The sequence below is a fragment of the Gorillibacterium terrae genome (assembly GCF_051594785.1).
Lineage (GTDB): Bacteria > Bacillota > Bacilli > Paenibacillales > NBRC-103111 > Gorillibacterium.
Genome location: NZ_JBPPGI010000002.1, coordinates 279,112 through 294,155 on the forward strand (window position 1 = coordinate 279,112; position 15,044 = coordinate 294,155).

At 59.3% G+C, this 15,044-nt stretch carries 14 protein-coding genes and 1 pseudogene; 10 read left to right on the top strand and 5 right to left on the bottom strand.

Features of this window, described 5'->3' with window-relative positions; genetic code table 11:
- Nucleotides 1-46: 46 nt before the first annotated feature.
- Complete coding sequence (locus ACSEXS_RS11300; protein ID WP_438433333.1) at nucleotides 47-715, top strand: TetR/AcrR family transcriptional regulator; 669 nt, start codon at nucleotides 47-49, stop codon at nucleotides 713-715.
- 86 nt (nucleotides 716-801) lie between these two features.
- Here ACSEXS_RS11300 and ACSEXS_RS11305 read toward each other — a convergent pair whose 3' ends face one another.
- From ACSEXS_RS11305 to modA, 3 genes are all read right to left on the bottom strand, one after another.
- Nucleotides 802-1,041, bottom strand: a complete 240-nt coding sequence (locus ACSEXS_RS11305) for a hypothetical protein (RefSeq protein WP_438433334.1) — start codon at nucleotides 1,039-1,041, stop codon at nucleotides 802-804.
- 299 nt (nucleotides 1,042-1,340) lie between these two features.
- Entirely contained in the window at nucleotides 1,341-2,018 is a 678-nt protein-coding gene (gene modB / locus ACSEXS_RS11310; protein ID WP_438433335.1) for a molybdate ABC transporter permease subunit, read from the bottom strand.
- Nucleotides 2,015-2,845: a molybdate ABC transporter substrate-binding protein gene (gene modA, locus ACSEXS_RS11315; protein WP_438433586.1), complete on the bottom strand. Its 831-nt coding sequence runs from the start codon at nucleotides 2,843-2,845 to the stop codon at nucleotides 2,015-2,017. The genes modB and modA overlap by 4 nt, the downstream gene beginning before the upstream one ends.
- Between modA and ACSEXS_RS11320 the strand changes: the two genes are divergently transcribed.
- The 3 genes and pseudogenes from ACSEXS_RS11320 (at nucleotide 2,727) to ACSEXS_RS11330 (ending at nucleotide 5,029) form a co-directional block, all read left to right on the top strand.
- Complete coding sequence (locus ACSEXS_RS11320; protein WP_438433595.1) at nucleotides 2,727-3,362, top strand: hypothetical protein; 636 nt, start codon at nucleotides 2,727-2,729, stop codon at nucleotides 3,360-3,362. The two genes, modA and ACSEXS_RS11320, sit on opposite strands and share 119 nt — an antisense overlap.
- Before the next feature lie 164 nt (nucleotides 3,363-3,526).
- Nucleotides 3,527-4,516 (top strand): annotated as a pseudogene (locus ACSEXS_RS11325) (substrate-binding domain-containing protein).
- A gap of 186 nt (nucleotides 4,517-4,702) precedes the next feature.
- The gene (locus ACSEXS_RS11330) at nucleotides 4,703-5,029 is read left to right on the top strand and encodes a P-II family nitrogen regulator (protein WP_438433336.1); all 327 of its coding nucleotides are present in this window, start codon (nucleotides 4,703-4,705) and stop codon (nucleotides 5,027-5,029) included.
- A gap of 137 nt (nucleotides 5,030-5,166) precedes the next feature.
- Here ACSEXS_RS11330 and ACSEXS_RS11335 read toward each other — a convergent pair whose 3' ends face one another.
- Nucleotides 5,167-6,189: a ThiF family adenylyltransferase gene (locus ACSEXS_RS11335; RefSeq protein WP_438433337.1), complete on the bottom strand. Its 1,023-nt coding sequence runs from the start codon at nucleotides 6,187-6,189 to the stop codon at nucleotides 5,167-5,169.
- 81 nt (nucleotides 6,190-6,270) lie between these two features.
- Here ACSEXS_RS11335 and ACSEXS_RS11340 point away from each other — a divergent pair, with 81 nt between their 5' ends.
- Both ACSEXS_RS11340 and ACSEXS_RS11345 read left to right on the top strand, forming a co-directional pair.
- A complete protein-coding gene (locus tag ACSEXS_RS11340; protein WP_438433338.1) occupies nucleotides 6,271-7,023 on the top strand; it encodes a HesA/MoeB/ThiF family protein in 753 nt (250 codons plus the stop codon).
- A gap of 202 nt (nucleotides 7,024-7,225) precedes the next feature.
- Nucleotides 7,226-8,947, top strand: a complete 1,722-nt coding sequence (locus ACSEXS_RS11345; RefSeq protein WP_438433339.1) for a family 10 glycosylhydrolase — start codon at nucleotides 7,226-7,228, stop codon at nucleotides 8,945-8,947.
- Between the two features lie 190 nt (nucleotides 8,948-9,137).
- Here ACSEXS_RS11345 and ACSEXS_RS11350 read toward each other — a convergent pair whose 3' ends face one another.
- Entirely contained in the window at nucleotides 9,138-9,386 is a 249-nt protein-coding gene (locus ACSEXS_RS11350; RefSeq protein WP_438433340.1) for a MoaD/ThiS family protein, read from the bottom strand.
- 335 nt (nucleotides 9,387-9,721) lie between these two features.
- Here ACSEXS_RS11350 and nifB point away from each other — a divergent pair, with 335 nt between their 5' ends.
- From nifB to nifK, 4 genes are read left to right on the top strand one after another with little or no spacing between them, the layout of a single operon-like run.
- Nucleotides 9,722-11,101, top strand: coding sequence for a nitrogenase cofactor biosynthesis protein NifB (gene nifB / locus ACSEXS_RS11355; protein WP_438433341.1), 1,380 nt, complete (start codon nucleotides 9,722-9,724; stop codon nucleotides 11,099-11,101).
- Nucleotides 11,102-11,129: 28 nt separating this feature from the next.
- A complete protein-coding gene (gene nifH, locus ACSEXS_RS11360; RefSeq protein ID WP_438433342.1) occupies nucleotides 11,130-12,011 on the top strand; it encodes a nitrogenase iron protein in 882 nt (293 codons plus the stop codon).
- Complete coding sequence (nifD, locus tag ACSEXS_RS11365; RefSeq protein ID WP_438433343.1) at nucleotides 12,008-13,453, top strand: nitrogenase molybdenum-iron protein alpha chain; 1,446 nt, start codon at nucleotides 12,008-12,010, stop codon at nucleotides 13,451-13,453. Before nifH ends, nifD begins: the two co-directional genes overlap by 4 nt.
- Nucleotides 13,454-13,466: 13 nt before the next feature.
- Nucleotides 13,467-15,002 carry a nitrogenase molybdenum-iron protein subunit beta gene (nifK, locus tag ACSEXS_RS11370; protein WP_438433344.1) on the top strand — a complete coding sequence of 512 codons (1,536 nt, stop codon included), beginning with the start codon at nucleotides 13,467-13,469 and terminating at the stop codon, nucleotides 15,000-15,002.
- The last annotated feature ends 42 nt before the right edge of the window (nucleotides 15,003-15,044 follow it).

Below are 15,044 nucleotides of genomic sequence, written 5' to 3' on the forward strand. Positions count from 1 at the left end.
CCGTCAAGTTCCGAAACTATAAAGTATCGAAAACGGGGTTGAATGTATGAAAAAGATTAAAATTGAAGAGTCAGTCGGATCGAAATTAGCTGACAAAGCAGCGGAAAAACCAGCGAAAACAGTAGGCCGTAAACGAGATCACACGCGGGATGCTAAAATCCTGGAAGCGACAATCGACATCCTCGCCGAAGCCGGTTTTGATGGAATGACAATGGACATGGTCGCAGCTAGAGCGAAGGCCGGGAAGGCGACCATGTATCGCCGCTGGTCCTCCAAGGCAGAGTTAGTCCGTGATGCCTTGACCTGGATGAATCGAAATCATCTTGAGCTTGACCTCTTGCCGGATACGGGAACCTTGCGCAATGATCTGCTCGCGCTATTGAAGCCGCAATCGATCGAAGAAGGTGAACGCAAACTTCGAGTACTCGCCGGCCTAGGTTCCTTTTTTTCTCAGAATCCGGAATCGGTTAACGGAGGGATTTTCGAACCGTGGGCTGCAGTGAATCGTGAGCTCATGCACCGGGCCGTCGGCCGCGGTGAAATCTCCGCCGACGCGGACATTGAGATGGCTTGCCAGGTTATTACTTCAATGGCTTCTTATCGCGGACTCGTACAGCGCAAAACATTCGACAAGCAGTTCTACACTTCGCTAATCGACGTTGTCCTACTCCCTGCCCTCAAAAATCCGGTAACGGCTCCAAAGGAAATGGAATAAGGAAGGCGACCGCTTGCTTGGTTATATCTGTGCCCGTATTCTTCATTCCTCTTGCTTCTTGAACCCGTTTGTTCCCTGTTATTCGGTTATCCTACACCGTCACTTTCCAACAAGGAGTAAAAATTATCGCGGTCTTCATCATCGAATTGGCCAAGCGCCCGTATCCTGACAAATTCATGTCCGCCAAACAGGTCGATTTCCTCGCCGCAACTGTTGTAGAGTGCGATCATAGTGCCATCCTGATTCAGCTCCATATACCCGTAACAAGTTGCCTCGGGCGCTTCTCCGTATAAGAGCATAAATCTGATTTTGTCCACGCTGTTCATGCAGATCCCCCTTTCTTTATTCCTCATCGATCTGAAGAATAGTTTACGTGTCACCGGAAGAATTGGAAAAAGCGATATCGCCCTCCATATTCATTCATTCATTCCTATTTAGAAAGCAAAAGAGGGGGGCCCTCGCTATGTCGCTCGTTCGCACATTTTCTCTTGACGAGATGCAACTTGGGAAGTATTATACCGTGCCGGTTAATTCAACAGGGTTAATCAATAAAAAGGCTGACTTTTCGAGTGTTCGGCACCGAATCGTCAGCCTGTCGTGCAGATTATGATAGGTTTTTTGACCTTTATTTTCCCCTCAGCCGGTTGGTGAGGAACATCATCGCGAAGGCGATGAAGAGAGTGGCGATGGTCCAGTACCAAGCCAGCGCGGTCTTGCTCTGGTCGACGGCCAAGTAAATGGCCATGGGCAGGGTTTGGGTTACTTTGGGAATGTTCCCCGCAACCATCATCGTGGCACCGAACTCGCCCAGGCTCCGGGCGAAGCCGAGGATATACCCGGAGAGCAGGGACCGCCAAGCCAAGGGCAGGCTCACATAGAGGAAGACCTGCCGCTCGTTCGCTCCGTTGACCCGGGCTGCCGCCTCCAAATGGCGGTCAATCTGCTCGAAGCCGGTCTTGGCGGATTGGTAGACGAGCGGAAAGGCGACGACGACGGAGGCGACGACGGCGGAGAACGGAGTGAACAGCAGCGTATGGTGAAACAGATGCTCCGCCAGCTTTCCCGCCGGTCCCCGCCGGCCCATCGCGACAAGCAACAGGAAGCCGATGACCGTCGGCGGCAGAGCCAGCGGCAGCATGAACACCGTTTCCACGACGCTTTTGCCGGGAAAGCGGGCATGGCGCATCCGCCAAGCCAGCCAGAGGCCGAGGAGAAAGACGGCGACGCTGGCCGCGAGGGAGATTTTGAGCGACAGGCCGATCGGCGCCCAAAGCTCCCCCCAGTTTGCCTTATCGGGAATCACGGAGAGGTACCAAATCCGTATTTGTCAAAGACGGCCGCGGCTTCCGGCGAGATCAAGTAGTCGTACAAAAGCTCGGCCTCCGCGCGATGCTCCGTTCTCCGAATTATGCCGATGGGGTAGGTGATGGGTTTGTGCAGCTTACCGTCCACGGAGAAGGCGATTTTGGCTTTCGTGGATGCGAGCGCATCCGTCCGGTAAACAAAGCCGGCCTCCGTATTGCCGGACTCGACATAGCTGAGCACCTGCTTGACGTCTTTGGCGAACACAAACTTCGGCTGCAGCACCTCCCAGAGACCGGAGCCGGTGAGGGATTCCTGGGCATAGCTGCCCGCCGGAACCGTTTCGGGCGTGCCGATCGCGATCTTGCGGCAATCGTCCCGCTTCAGGTCGGCCAGGCTGGAGATCATTAACCCGCCGTCGGCGGGAACCACGACGACGAGGTCGTTCACGAGCAGGTTCTTTACGGTGGCGGCGTCGATGATCTTCTCTTCGGCGAGCGCGTTCATGGGTTTGGCGGCGGCAGATAGGAACACATCGGTCGGGGCTCCTTGCTGGATCTGCTTTTGCAGGGTGCCGGACGCTCCGTAGTTGAAGACCAGGGTGATGCCGGGATGCTTGGCTTCAAACAGCGGCTGGAGTTCGTTCAAGCTTTCCGTCAGGCTGGCGGCGGCGGATACGATCAGTTGGACTTTTTGGATAGGAGGCGTCTTGGCAGGAGCCGGTGTCTTGGTCGCCGTGGGAGAGGATGCGGAAGCGGCAGGTTTGGTCGGAGTCGGGGATAGCCCGGAGACCGATCTGCCGGTTGAAGGGGAAACAAGGGCAGCGATGGTCGGGAGCGAGGAAGAAAGGACTTCGGAGACGGAGGGAACGACGGAGGGGGAAGGAACGGCGGAAGGGAAAGGAACGACGGAAGCGGTGGTGGAGGCGGAACCGGATGAGGTAGCGGAAGCGGTGGTGGAGGCGGAACCGGATGAGGTAGCGGAAGCGGTGGTGGAGGCGGAACCGGATGAGGTAGCGGAAGCGGTGGTGGAGGCGGAACCGGATGGGGTAGCGGAAGCGGTGGGGGATGCAGAACCGGATGAGGTCGAAGCGGCTGGAGCAAGCGACAAAGAGGTTGGCGGGAGCGACGGCGAGACGCTCGGGAAATCCGGAGCGGTTGCCGCGGGAGTTTCGACGGCCGGTGAGCTGGGCGAGACAACCAAAGCGGCGGAATCGGGTTTGCCGCACCCCGTCAGCCCGGAAGCAAGCCCCATGAGAAGCAGCAGTACGGTCAGACAAGCCAGTAGCTTTTTCATGTTAGACCTCCTGACATCACAAGTTATATCAAAATATAACGAGTTATAACAGGATTGTAAATAGATTTTCTCTCATTGGGTTGTCATAAATGGCAATTATGTGAAAAGAAAACGAGAGAACGGTTTCATTGCAGCCCTGCGCTCCGCCCGCTATGATAGAGAGAAAGAATGGGCGGCCGCCGGTTGCGCGGCGCTTCGGAGGAGAGTGAACAAGTGGAATCCACCGACTCGTATACCCCCGATGAACTGGCCAAGCTGCTGCGCGTATCCAAGCTGACGGTCTACGATTTGATCAAGAAAGGCGAGCTGCCGGCTTATCGCGTCGGCAAGCAAATGCGCGTGGACCGCTCCGATCTGGAAGCGTACAAGCGTCGGATGAAAACGGGGACGGCCGCGGCAGACTCGGCCGCCGCGCCGGTTCAGCCGCGGTCCGCAGAGGCGGATGGGGCCGCTGTCCGAACAGGCGAAGGAGCATTGGCTCCCGGCTCGCCGCGGCCGTTCGTCATCACCGGGCAGGATTTCCTGCTCGATGTCCTTGCCCGGCATCTGGAGGAGCGAAGCCCGGCCATCCGGCCGCTCCGGTCGATGATGGGCAGCCTGGACGGGCTGATTTCCTTGTCCCGCGGGGAGTCCGATATGGTCAGCGTCCATCTGTTCGACGGAGATTCCGGGGAATACAACCTGCCCTACATCCGCCGGATCCTCGTCGGCTTTCCGTACACGGTCGTCCATTTGGCGGAACGGACCGCCGGCCTGTACGTCGCGCCCGGCAACCCGTTGAACATCCGGCGCTGGGAGGACCTCGCCCGGCCCGGGCTGCGGCTCGCCAATCGGGAGAAGGGAGCCGGCGCCCGCGTTTTGCTGGAGGAAGAGCTGCGCATCCGCGGACTGGAGCCTTAGACCCTTGCGGGCTACGACCGGGAGTTTCGCAGCCACATGAGCGTAGCCGGACAGGTGGCGGCCGGTTATGCGGATGCAGGAGTGGGGTCGGAACGGGGCGCGCTCTCGATCGGGGTGGAATTCGTGCCGCTCCGGCGGGAGCGAATCGATCTGGTGCTCGCCGGAGGGGCGGATCGCCGGGAGCGGGCGGCTGAGGCGATGGCCTTGCTTGCCTCAGCGAATTTTCAAGAAGAGCTGCGGCGGATGGAAGGGTACGATTGCACCGAAACCGGCAAGTTAATCTGGAGAAATGGAAATTTTTAATTGTTAATTAACTTGACATTTTGATTGCTTATGCTTGAATTTTTTGTGAAAAAGTCTTCGAAATCCGAATATTTGTTAAATAACCTTACACAAAACGATTGACCGATGAAAAGCTCACCCTTATGCTGAGGGTGGGTTTTTCGCTTTGGGGGAACTCGCTCATACGAAAGAGAAAGGGTGACAAACATGTTAATGGTGAGGGCAATCATTCGGCCGCAAAAGGTGAACGAGGTCATCTCCGCGCTCTTGGAGGCGGGATTCCCGTCCGTGACCAAGATGGAGGTATCCGGACGCGGGAAGCAGCGGGGAATCGAAGCGGGCGGCATTCGCTACGATGAGATCAACAAGACGATGCTGATGATCGTCGTCGAAGACAAGGACAAGGACGACCTGATCGACATCATCCTGCGCCATGCCCGGACGCAGCCGAAGGGACACTACGGGGACGGGAAGATTTTTGTGAGCCGGGTGGACGAAGCGTATACCATCAGCACCGGGACGAATACGCTCTAAGCAAAGACGGTCTGTCCCCTTGTGGATGAACACGAGGGTTCAGGCTGTCTTGCTGCGGGGAGGCGGGGGCGCGGGGGCACGGGGGTGCGGGGGCGCGGTCGGGCCCCTTTCCTTGCCTTGGCACCAGTCTTGGAATCTCAGCCGAGCAGGGCGTGGTACAGCCGCTTCGCTTCCGTGATCCGGCTCGTTCCATGCACAAGAACGCGGCCGTCGGGGAAGAAGACCAGGCGTTTTCCCTGGAACGAATAAGCGAGCAGATAGGGATTCCGCTCGACCGTTCCTTCGAGGCGGGTAAGGGTGTCCTCCAGTTGATCGAGGGTCAAGGGAAGGCCGTGCGGAAGGCGGAGCTGCACCGTATCGCGCCCGCATAGGACAGCTGCCTTCATCCGGCGGCCGGAGGAGAGATGAGGGTAAGTCGGACGTTCGCCGCAAGTGGGGCAGGCGGCATGGCGCATCCCGGAGATATCGACCTCGATATGCTGGTTTCGCCACAGATCAAAGCTGAGAAAAGCGGTTCGCAGGGCGGAATGGTTGCCAGTCAGCAGCTTGAGCGCTTCGACCGCCTGGTGGGCGGCGACCGTCTGGACCGCCGGTGCGAGGATGCCGCCGATGTCGCAGCTTTCGCCATTTACCAGCCCGCTCTGCAGGAGACAGCTTAGGCATGGCGTGATGCCCGGACGGATGGTAAAGACCGCGCCCGCGCCTCCTGCGCACGCGCCGTAAATCCAAGGGATGCCGCGTTTGTGAGACAGGTCGTTCAGGAGAAAACGGGTTTCGAAATTATCCGTCCCGTCGAGCAGGAGATCCGCTTCCGCGGCCAATTCCTCCAGCTCGCGCGCGGAAGGGTCCGCGACGTAAGCGCGGATGTCGACGTCGGGGTTGATCTCGATCAGCCGCTGCCGGGCGGCGATGGCCTTCGGCATGTGCGCCTCGGCGTCTGCATTTCGGTACAGCGATTGCCGCTGCAGGTTGCTCGGCTCCACGTAATCGCGGTCGATGACGGTGAGGGTACCGATTCCGGCCCGAGTCAGGATCTCGGCCGCGGACGAACCAAGGGCGCCCGCGCCCATGATGAGCACATGCTTGCGCGCCAGGGCCGATTGCCCTTCCGCTCCGATCGGGTGGAAGCGGATCTGCCGGGAATAGCGGTCGTTGTCCATGGAGATTCCTCCTCGGATGTCTGGATATTAGCGTCTATTGTAACGGCAATTCGAGAAACTGTCACGATGGGAGGAAGAAGGATGGCCGAGGAACGGGTACGCTTTGAGGAAGATCCCCAAGCGGGAGCGGAGCGGTATTTTCGTCAGATGGACCTGGTCGGCGTGGAAGGACAGTCCAGGCTAAAGGAAGCGACGGTGCTTATCGCCGGAGTTGGAGGTCTGGGAGGTGCGGCGGCGCTGTATCTGGCGGCGGCCGGGGTCGGCAAACTGATCTTGCTGCACGAGGGAATCACGGTGCTTCCCGATCTGAACCGCCAGATTCTCATGTCGACCGAAGGGATCGGACGCTCGCGGGTGGAGCAGGCGGCGGAGGGTCTGAGACGGCTTAATCCCGAGGTGGCCGTCGAGACCTGGAACGGCCGCGTCGAGGAGGCGGTGCGTCCGCTCGTCCGCAAAGCGGATCTGGTGATCGACGCGCGCTATGATTTTCCGGAGCGGTATGAGCTGAACCGGCTGTGCCTGGAGGAGGGCAAGCCTATGGTGGAGGCGGCCATGTGCGGGTACGAGATTTCTCTGACGACGGTCATACCGGGAGATACGCCTTGCTTGGAATGTCTATACCCGATACCGCCGCAGGAGTGGGAGCCGCTGGGGTTTCCTGTGTTGGGCGCCGTTTCCGGCATGGCGGGATGCATGGCGGCCCTGGAGGCGATCAAATGGCTGACGGGCAAGCCCGGCCAGGCCGGCAAGCTGCTCCGCTTCGATGCGCTCCAATTCCAGTCGGTCGAATTTGACATCTCGACCGCACCCCGCTGCGACCGCTGCGGCGCTTGAAGGGGGAGAAGAAAAGGCAGGGAATCGCGATTTGGCGGAGGCTCGGTCTCAAACGCTCGTCTCTCCACACGGAGAAGCGGGCGTTTTTTTCTGTGTCGAAGAGGTTTATTTCACCAGAATTTGCAACTTTCCCGGCCTCTAAGTCCGTTATTAAGAGAGAAGAAGGACTTCGTCCACTTTAGTTTAGCTTTGGAGGGAAAAGATGAAAATTCAAGCAAGGTTTTTTCTTTTGCTGGCGCTGGTGCTTGTCTGGCCATTCATAGGCGGTTCCGAGACGCAGGCGGCTGCCGACATTCGGTTGATCTTGGACGGGAAGGTGTTGACGACCGATGTGCCGCCTTATCTCAAGCCGAAGGTGTCCGTGACCATGGTTCCGCTTCGGGCGATCAGCGAGAGCTTTGGGGCGAGGGTTGACTGGTCTCCCGCGAAGAAAGCGGCAACCATCCGGATGGATGCGAATACGATGGTGCTTGCTGAGGGGCAAAAGACAGCTTTGGTGAACGGCGTTTCCATCCCGCTTGACGCGTCGGTAGAGGTGGTTCGAGGGCGAACGATGGTGCCGATTCGTTTTGTGAGCGAGAAGCTGCTTGGCATCCGGGTCGTCTGGGATGCACGGCAGAACGCTGTCATTCTTACTTCCGGCGAAAAGGGGAACGGCGGAGAATCTCCCGGGGAGGGAGCCGGAACGGGCGGCAATCCGGCATCTCCTGCGGGTCCGACGGCTCCGGCACCCACTCCGACAACTCCCACAACTCCGTTGCCGACTCTTCCCGCGAAGCCGCCGGTTGTCAGTGCTTCGGAAGAGATGCGCGGGGTCTGGGTTTCGACGGTGTTCAATCTGGATTGGCCGAGCTCAAAATCATATGGAGATATCGAAAAACAAAAGGCCGACTATATCCGGCTTCTGGACGACATACAGGCGATGGGGATGAACGCGGTGTTCGTTCAGGTTCGCCCGTCCGCGGATGCTATCTATCCGTCCGAGCTCGTCCCTTGGACCTCTTACCTGACCGGCGTGGCCGGCAAGGGCCCGGGGTACGATCCGCTCCGCTTCATGCTGGACGAGACCCATCGGCGGAAGATGGAGTTCCATGCCTGGTTCAATCCTTTTCGGGCAACCGTCGGAGCCGCTCCTTCGCTTCCGGTGAGTCACGTGGTGAACCGGCATCCCGATTGGATCGTGAATTACGGCGGCAAGCTGTATATCAACCCGGGCATCCCGGAGGCCCGCGCGCATGTGATCGAGGCGATTCTCGAAGTGGTCCGGGGATATGACATTGACGGAGTGCACCTGGATGATTATTTCTACCCGTCCGGGGAGACGGCGAGCGCTCCGTTTGGCGACAATTCCACTTTCCGGAAATACAACAATGCCGGCTTTGCCGATAAAGGCGATTGGCGGAGAGACAACATCAATCAGTTTGTTCGTGACCTCTCGGAAGGGATCAAAGCGGTGAAACCGGGCCTCTCCTTCGGGATCAGCCCCTACGGGGTGTGGAGAAACAAGGCAGACGATCCGACCGGCTCCGATACAAAAGCGAGCATGACGGCGTACGACAGCACCTATGCCGATGTCCGGACCTGGATTCAAGAGGGATGGGTCGACTACGTAGCTCCGCAGCTTTACTGGAGCATGTCCCGGACGATCGTCCGCTACGATCTCCTTGCCGACTGGTGGGCAAATGAGGTTCGGGGAACGGGGGTCAAGCTCTATATCGGGCAAGCCCCTTACAAGCTGGGGACCTCGGAGACGGGATGGTCCAACGCGCAAGAGCTGATGAATCAGCTGGCCTATAACCGCGGTATTCCGGAAATACGCGGCAGTCTCTTCTTCAGCGCGAAGGATTTGCGGCGGAATCCGCTCGGACTGATTCCTCTTCTTCAAGTCTTTTACGGAGAAAATAATCCGCCGATTGCCTATTGAATGAGCGCCATCCACGGTCCGGTTCTTCAAGCTCCTGCTGCTGGCGCCTCTCGTTGTGCTATTAAGTCTGATAGGCATTCCACACAGAACGCTCGCCTCTCCGCGCGGAGAAGCGAGCGTTCTTGTTTAATGGCATAGGCGGCTGGGGGATGGCTGGTTGTCCGAATCGCTTGCATTCTGGCGGTTCGGATCAGCCGCCCGACAGCGGAGGAATCAAGGAGACTTCGTCGCCGTCCCGCAGCGCTCGATCCTCCGGGGCGTAGGCGCGGTTGACGGACGTAAGCGCTTGGCGTAGGAAGCGTTCCGCTCCCGGATACAGGCGCGCCAGTTCCGCTTTCAAATCCCTCAAGCGGTAATCTTTGGCCGGGAGGTCGAAGGATAGGGAGCCGGCGCCAACCTCGTCGGCCAAACCGGCAAACAACTGGATGCGAATCGGCATAGGGGGTCCTCCTTCTCATGTGTTTTATGATCCACATTATAGATCGATTTTGCCGTTTGGCAAGCAAAATTCAACAACCCATCCCAAATTGAGAATAATGGTCAATGAACCAATCGAATTGAATGCGCTTTAAATCGCCGTGAAAGCGAAAACATGTTAAATATGTGTTAGAATATCTAACACAAATTACGTCAGAATTGTTAAAGCGTATTTGTAAGCGTTCCATTTCATTGACGGTTTTCCTAATAACTCGGTACTATGTAAGAAATTCCAGAAACTTCGGAATGAACGAAAGTTAGCATATCTAACATGCGCGAGAAAGAGACGGTGATTTCATGGCAGCCAGCACCCTCCGCCACCCCTGTTACAGCGAAGACGCCCATTATTACTTCGCCAGGATGCACTTGCCCGTCGCTCCCGCATGCAACCTGCACTGCAAGTATTGCAACCGCAAATTCGACTGCGTCAGCGAAAGCCGGCCGGGCGTGGTCAGCCGGGTGCTGTCCCCCGATGAAGCCTTCCTTCAGGCGCGGGATGTGATCGGCACTCTGCCGCAGCTCTCCGTGATCGGCATCGCTGGGCCCGGCGATCCGCTCGCCAATCCCAAGCAGACCTTCGAGACGCTTGCCCGGATACGCGAAGCCTGGCCGGACCTGGAATTGTGCCTGAGCACCAACGGGCTGAAGCTGGCGGATCACTTGGACGATCTCGAGCGCCTTGGCGTCCGCCACGTCACGGTCACGGTGAACGCCGTCGACCCCGCTATTGCGGAGCTGATTTACGACCGGGTTTACTGGCGGGGCAGGACCTACCGCGGACGCGAGGCGGCCCGGCTTCTGCTGGAGCGGCAGGCGGCGGGAATCGAAGGGCTCCGGGAGCGCGGCATCCTCTGCAAGATCAATTCCGTGCTTATTCCGGGCGTGAACGACGCTCACCTGATCCGGGTAGCCGAAGCGGCGAAAGCCTGGGGGGCCTTCAGCCACAACATCATGCCGCTCATCGTCAGTCCCGGAAGTCCCTATGAGAAGGAAGGCCGAACCGCTCCGAAGGGAGCGGAGACGCTCGCGGTGCAGGCAGCCTGCTCCGCCATCATGCCGGTTATGCGGCACTGCCGGCAGTGCCGAGCCGACGCGGTCGGGTTTCTGGGGGGAGACACCGCATCCGCTGCCGAGCTCGCCACGCAGGCCGTCCGCAGCACCTATACCCCGGAAGAACGGGAGGCGATTCAGCTCAAATTGGAGGCGGAACTGCTTCGAAGGCAGCAACGGCGCTCGGACCGGATCGGTGCTTGCGGAGATGGCTCCGCGGGACGCCTTCCCGGTTCCGGCTCCGGCGCGGTCATCGTCGCCGTAGCTACCCGGGGGAACGGCAAGATCAATCTCCACTTCGGCCATGCCAAGGAGTTCTTGGTCTACCGGGTGGGGGAGTCGGGACCCGAGCTCCTCGGCGTCCGCAAGGTTCAGGCCTACTGCAACGGCACGGCCGAGTGCGAGGAACCCGCAAACAAACGCAAGGTGTTGGAGGAAACCGTGGCGATGCTCTCCGATTGCGCGATTCTGCTGACCTCGGGAATCGGCGAGGGGCCCGCCCGACGGGTCCGGGAGGCCGGAATTACGCCGATCGTGACGAAAGGCGAGATCGGGCCGGAGTTGACGGAAGCGGCCAAGTTTTACCGTTACTTGGGGAAATCGGCGGTTACCGCCAAATCCGAATAACTATCTGAAAACCGGGAGGCTGAAAATCATGGGAAAGCTTCGTCAAATCGCATTTTACGGCAAGGGCGGCATCGGCAAATCGACCACCTCGCAGAACACGCTGGCTCAACTCGCTTCCAAGTTCGGCCAGAAGATCATGATTGTCGGCTGCGACCCGAAGGCGGATTCCACCCGCTTGATTCTGAACACCAAGGCTCAACAAACGGTGCTTCACTTGGCCGCCGAACGCGGCACGGTCGAGGACCTCGAGCTGGAGGATGTGGTCAGCGAAGGGTTCGGCGGCATCCAGTGCGTCGAATCGGGCGGTCCGGAGCCCGGCGTCGGCTGTGCCGGCCGCGGCATTATCACCTCGATTAACTTCCTGGAGGAGCAGGGGGCGTATGAAGGGCTCGACTTCGTCTCCTACGACGTGCTCGGCGACGTCGTCTGCGGCGGGTTTGCGATGCCGATCCGGGAGAACAAGGCCCAGGAAATCTACATCGTCTGCTCCGGCGAGATGATGGCGATGTATGCGGCGAACAACATCGCCCGCGGAATTCTGAAGTACGCCAACAGCGGCGGCGTCCGGCTCGGCGGCCTGATCTGCAACAGCCGCAACACCGACCGCGAGGACGAACTGATCATGGAGCTGGCCCGCCGTTTGAACACCCAGATGATTCACTTCGTTCCCCGCAACAATGTCGTCCAGCACGCCGAACTGCGGCGAATGACCGTGGCCCAATACTTTCCCGATCATCCTCAGGCGAAGGAATACGAGACGCTGGCCGACAAGATTTTGCACAACGACATGCTGACGATTCCGACTCCGATCGAAATGGAAGAACTGGAGGAGCTCCTGATGGAATTCGGAATCATTGAAGACGACGAGACGGTCATCAAACGGCTGGAGGCAAAGGAGGCCCGCGCATGAGCACAACGGAAAAACGCCTGACCGTGGAAACGGGCGAAGCGCTCGTTCAAGAGCTGCTGGAGGCCTATCCCGAGAAAACGCGGAAGCTTCGCGCCAAGCATTTTGAAGTCGCCAATCCGGAGACGATCGAGAGCGGCAAGTGCTCGGTCAAATCCAATATCAAATCACGGCCCGGCGTCATGACCATCCGCGGCTGTGCCTACGCCGGCTCCAAAGGCGTCGTCTGGGGCCCGATCAAGGACATGGTCCACGTCAGCCACGGCCCGATCGGCTGCGGCCAGTACAGCTGGGGCACCCGCCGCAACTACCAGAACGGCACGCTCGGCATCGATGCCTTCGGCGCCATGCAGATCACGAGCGATTACCAGGAGAAGGACATCGTCTTCGGCGGCGACAAGAAGCTGGAGCAGCTCTGCCGGGAAATCGCCGAGATGTTCCCGCTGGCCAAGGGCATTTCGGTTCAGTCCGAATGCCCGGTCGGCCTGATCGGCGACGACATCGAGGCGGTCGGCAAGAAGATGACCCGCGAGCTTGAGATGCCGGTCGTGCCGGTCCGCTGCGAAGGCTTCCGCGGCGTCAGCCAGTCGCTCGGCCATCATATCGCCAACGACGCCATCCGCGACCATGTCATGGGCAAGGGCTCGATCGCCGATTCCACCCCGTACGACGTCGCGATCATCGGTGATTACAACATCGGCGGCGACGCCTGGGCCTCGCGGATTCTGCTGGAGAAGATCGGGCTGCGCGTCATCGCCCAATGGACCGGCGACGGCACGCTGAACGAGGTCAGCATCGCCCATCATTCCAAGCTGAACCTGATCCACTGTTACCGCTCGATGAACTACATCTGCACCACGATGGAGGAGCAGTACGGCATCCCGTGGATGGAGTACAATTTCTTCGGCCCGACCAAGACCTACGAGAGCCTGCGCAAGATCGCCGCCCGGTTCGATTCGACGATCCAGGAGAACGCCGAGCGCGTCATCGCCGAATACAAGCGGGAGATGGACGCCGTGATCGCCAAGTACCGCCCCCGCCTGGAAGGCAAACGGGTCATGCTGCTGATCGGCGGCCTGCGCTCCGGCCACACCATCGGCGCGTACGAGGACCTCGGCATGGAGGTGGTGGCGACCGGCTTCGAATTCGCCCATAAAGAAGAGTATGCGAGGACGATCAAGGACCTGGAAAGCGGCACGATTCTCTACGACGACCCGTCCGCGTACGACCTGGAGTTTCTGGCCGATAAGCTGAACATCGATCTCATGGGCTCCGGCGTCAAGGAGAAATACGTTTATCACAAGAAAGGAATTCCCTTCCGGCAGATGCATTCCTGGGACTACAGCGGCCCGTACCACGGCTTCGACGGCTTCAAGGTGTTTGCCCGCGACATGGATATGGCCGTCAACAGTCCGGTCTGGAGCCTGATTCAAAAAACGGTATAGGAGGGAACAACCGATGTCCGATGCATTCGTAACGCGCGACCACAATACCTTGTTCTCCTCCGGCGAGTACACGGAGCAGGCCGAGCGCAAGCGCCGGTTCGAGAATCCCTGCTCATTCCAGGAAGTGGAGAGCACGCTGGCCTACACCAAGACGAAGGAATACGCGGAGAAGAACTTCGCCCGCGAGGCGCTGGTCATCAACCCGGCCAAAGCCTGCCAGCCGCTCGGCGCCGTGCTTGCTTCATTGGGCTTCGCCAAGACGCTGCCGTTCGTTCAGGGTTCGCAGGGCTGCGTCGCCTACTTCCTCAGCCACTTGGCCCGCCATTTCAAGGAGCCGGTGCCGGCCGTCTCCTCCTCGATGACCGAGGATGCGGCCGTCTTCGGCGGGATGAGCAATTTAATCGAAGGGCTGCGCAACGCTACCGCCCTCTACAAGCCCGATATGATCGCCATGAGCACGACCTGCATGGCCGAGGTCATCGGCGACGATCTGGGCTCTTTTATCGGCAATGCCCGCAGCCAAGGCGCGATTCCGGAGGATTTTCCGGTCGCCTACGCCAACACGCCGAGCTTCGTCGGCTCCCACATCACCGGATACGATGCGATGATGCGCTCGCTGCTCACGCACTTGTCCGAGCGCGGCGGCGCCGATCCGGCCGAAGCGCCGAAGCGCCCGAGCGCGGTGAATGTCGTGATGGGCTTCGACACCTACACCGGCAATTTTGCCGAGGTGAAGCGGCTGTTCTCTCTGCTCGGCGCGGAGCTGACCGTCCTCGGCGATTACAGCGACAACCTGGATTCTCCGGCCGACGGAGAGTATCACTATTATTATGGAGGAACCACGCCCGAAGAGGTGGCGGCGGCTCCGGGCGCTGCGGGCACGATCCTTCTCCAGAAGTACGCCACCAAGAAGACGTCGGCGATGATCGGGGAGAAATGGAAGCAAGAGACGGTCAGCCTCTATTCGCCGATCGGCGTGAGAGCGACCGACCGGCTGTTAAGCGAAGCGAGCCGGCTGACCGGAATTCCGATTCCGGAGGCGCTCGTTCAGGAACGCGGACGCGTCGTGGACGCCTACACCGATTCGCATCCGTATCTGCACGGGCGGCGCGTGGCGATGGCCGGCGATCCCGACTTCCTGCTCGGACTCCTCTCCTTCTGCCTCGAGGTCGGCCTGGAGCCGGTTCACATTGTCTGCACCAACGGGGACAAAGATTTCGAAGAAGAGGCGAACGAGCTGCTGAACTCCTCGCCTTATGGCATCGACGGCAAGGTCTACATCGGCAAAGACCTGTGGCACATGCGGTCTCTCCTCATCACCGATCCGGTCGATTTCGTATACGGCAGCACGCACATGAAATACGCTGCCAAGGACTCGGCTACGCCGCTCATCCGCGTCGGTTTCCCGATCTTCGACCGGCATCACCTGCATCGGTTCCCGATCATCGGCTATCAAGGTGCACTCCATCTGCTGGCCCAGACGGTCAACGCCGTGCTGGAGAAGCTGGACGAGGAGTCGCCGGGCTACAACTTCGATCTGGTCCGTTAACCGTCGAAGGCAAGGGCGGACAAGCGGGGAGGCCAAAAGGGG

Bases quoted from the DNA above. Each gene is read 5' to 3' on its own strand.
- nifH (WP_438433342.1), top strand. From the start codon at position 11,130: ATGGGAAAGCTTCGTCAAATCGCATTTTACGGCAAGGGCGGCATCGGC.
- nifK (WP_438433344.1), top strand. From the start codon at position 13,467: ATGTCCGATGCATTCGTAACGCGCGACCACAATACCTTGTTCTCCTCC.
- ACSEXS_RS11300 (WP_438433333.1), top strand. From the start codon at position 47: ATGAAAAAGATTAAAATTGAAGAGTCAGTCGGATCGAAATTAGCTGAC.
- ACSEXS_RS11330 (WP_438433336.1), top strand. From the start codon at position 4,703: ATGTTAATGGTGAGGGCAATCATTCGGCCGCAAAAGGTGAACGAGGTC.
- ACSEXS_RS11340 (WP_438433338.1), top strand. From the start codon at position 6,271: ATGGCCGAGGAACGGGTACGCTTTGAGGAAGATCCCCAAGCGGGAGCG.
- ACSEXS_RS11345 (WP_438433339.1), top strand. From the start codon at position 7,226: ATGAAAATTCAAGCAAGGTTTTTTCTTTTGCTGGCGCTGGTGCTTGTC.
- ACSEXS_RS11350 (WP_438433340.1), bottom strand. From the start codon at position 9,386: ATGCCGATTCGCATCCAGTTGTTTGCCGGTTTGGCCGACGAGGTTGGC.
- nifB (WP_438433341.1), top strand. From the start codon at position 9,722: ATGGCAGCCAGCACCCTCCGCCACCCCTGTTACAGCGAAGACGCCCAT.
- nifD (WP_438433343.1), top strand. From the start codon at position 12,008: ATGAGCACAACGGAAAAACGCCTGACCGTGGAAACGGGCGAAGCGCTC.
- ACSEXS_RS11305 (WP_438433334.1), bottom strand. From the start codon at position 1,041: ATGAACAGCGTGGACAAAATCAGATTTATGCTCTTATACGGAGAAGCG.
- ACSEXS_RS11335 (WP_438433337.1), bottom strand. From the start codon at position 6,189: ATGGACAACGACCGCTATTCCCGGCAGATCCGCTTCCACCCGATCGGA.